Origin of the sequence: Micromonospora sp. KC207 (assembly GCF_004348615.1) — a bacterium.
GTDB lineage: Bacteria > Actinomycetota > Actinomycetes > Mycobacteriales > Micromonosporaceae > Micromonospora.
In genome coordinates, this window is sequence record NZ_SMKJ01000522.1 from 1 (window position 1) to 2303 (window position 2303).

1 protein-coding gene is annotated in these 2303 nt (G+C 72.8%); it reads left to right on the forward strand.

What is annotated here, in order from left to right:
* Nucleotides 1-51 precede the first annotated feature (51 nt).
* Nucleotides 52-2303: Tex family protein (locus E1258_RS32070; RefSeq protein WP_132407658.1), on the forward strand; the 2252-nt coding region annotated here is incomplete at its 3' end.

The window sequence follows — 2303 nt, forward strand, 5'->3', positions numbered from 1 at the left end:
CGTCGGGGCGAACGGCGGGGGTGGCGCGCGGCGTCGGGGGCTGCCGGCACAATGCAGGGCGGAACCCACATTCGAAGGCGGATGAAGATCGTGACCCAGTCTGTGCACCAGCGGATCGCCGACGAGCTCGGCGTCGCCGAGCGTCAGGTCCGGGCGGCCGTGGAGCTGCTCGACGGCGGCGCCACCGTGCCGTTCATCGCCCGCTACCGCAAGGAGGCCACCGGCCTGCTCGACGACGCCCAGCTTCGCACCCTGGAGGAGCGGCTGCGCTACCTGCGCGAGTTGGACGAGCGCCGCGCCGCGGTGCTGGAGTCCATCCGCGGCCAGGGCAAGCTCGACGAGGCCCTGGAAGCGCAGATCATGGCGGCCGACTCGAAGTCCCGGCTGGAGGACATCTACCTGCCGTTCAAGCCGAAGCGGCGGACCCGGGCGCAGATCGCCCGCGAGGCCGGGCTGGAGCCTCTCGCCGACGCGCTGCTGGCCGACCCGGGCCAGGACCCCCGGGAGCGGGCCGCCGGGTTCGTCGACGCGGACAAGGGGGTGGCCGACGCCGCCGCCGCGCTGGACGGCGCGCGGGCGATCCTCATCGAGCGCTTCGCCGAGGACGCCGACCTGATCGGCACGCTGCGCGAGCAGATGTGGTCGCGGGGCCGACTGGTCTCGCGGGTACGCGAGGGCCAGGAGTCCGCCGGTGCGAAGTTCGCCGACTACTTCGACTTCGCCGAGCCGTACGCGAAGCTGCCCTCGCACCGGATCCTGGCGATGTTCCGGGGCGAGAAGGAGGGCGTGCTCGACCTGACGATGGACCCGGAGGCCGAGGGCGACTCCGACGCTCCGGTCACCGGCCCGACCCGGTACGAGGCGGCGATCGCCGGCCGGTTCGGCGTCAGCGACGCCGGGCGGCCCGCCGACCGGTGGCTCGCCGACACGGTGCGCTGGGCCTGGCGTACCCGGATCCTCATCCACCTCGGGGCCGACCTGCGGATGCGGCTGTGGCTGGCTGCCGAGGAGGAGGCCGTGCGGGTCTTCGCCACCAATCTGCGCGACCTGCTGCTCGCCGCGCCCGCCGGCACCCGGCCGACCATGGGCCTCGACCCGGGCCTGCGCACCGGGGTCAAGGTGGCGGTGGTCGACGCCACCGGCAAGGTCGTCGCGACCGACACGATCTACCCGCACGAGCCGCGCCGGCAGTGGGACGCCTCGATCGACACCCTCGCGAAGCTCGCCGGGGCACACGGCGTGGAGCTGGTCGCCATCGGCAACGGCACCGCCAGCCGGGAGACCGACAAGCTGGCCGGTGACCTGATCAAGCGGCGTCCGGAGCTGAAGCTGACCAAGGTGGTCGTCTCCGAGGCCGGCGCGTCGGTCTACTCGGCGTCGGCGTACGCCTCGCAGGAGCTGCCCGGGCTGGACGTGTCGTTGCGCGGCGCGGTCTCCATCGCCCGCCGGTTGCAGGACCCGCTCGCCGAGCTGGTGAAGATCGACCCCCGTTCGATCGGCGTCGGCCAGTACCAGCACGACCTGTCCGAGGTGAAGCTCTCCCGTTCCCTGGACGCCGTGGTCGAGGACTGCGTGAACGCCGTCGGCGTCGACGTGAACACCGCCTCCGCGCCGCTGCTGACCCGGGTCTCCGGAATCGGGGCCGGGCTGGCGGAGAACATCGTGCTGCATCGCGACGCCAACGGCCCGTTCCGCTCCCGGGCGGAGCTGAGGAAGGTGTCCCGGCTCGGCCCTAAGGCGTTCGAGCAGTGCGCCGGCTTCCTGCGCATCCCCGGCGGCGACGACCCGCTGGACTCCTCCAGCGTGCACCCGGAGGCGTACCCGGTGGTGCGGCGGATACTGGCCCGCACCGGGCAAGACCTGCGTTCGCTGATCGGGCAGAGCGCGATCCTGCGCGGGCTGCGGGCCACCGACTTCGTCGACGACACCTTCGGCCTGCCCACCGTCACCGACATCCTGGCCGAGTTGGAGAAGCCCGGCCGGGACCCACGGCCGGAGTTCCGCACCGCCACCTTCGTCGAGGGCGTGGAGAAGATCGGCGACCTGACCCCCGGCATGATCCTGGAGGGCGTGGTCACCAACGTGGCCGCGTTCGGCGCGTTCGTCGACGTCGGGGTGCACCAGGACGGCCTGGTGCACGTCTCGGCGATGTCCCGGACGTTCGTGAAGGACCCGCGCGACGTGGTCAAGTCCGGCGACGTGGTCCGGGTGAAGGTGCTCGACGTCGACGTGCCGCGCAAGCGGATCTCGCTGACGCTGCGGCTGGAGGACGACGCCGAGGCCGGGCGGGGTGGCCCCGAGAG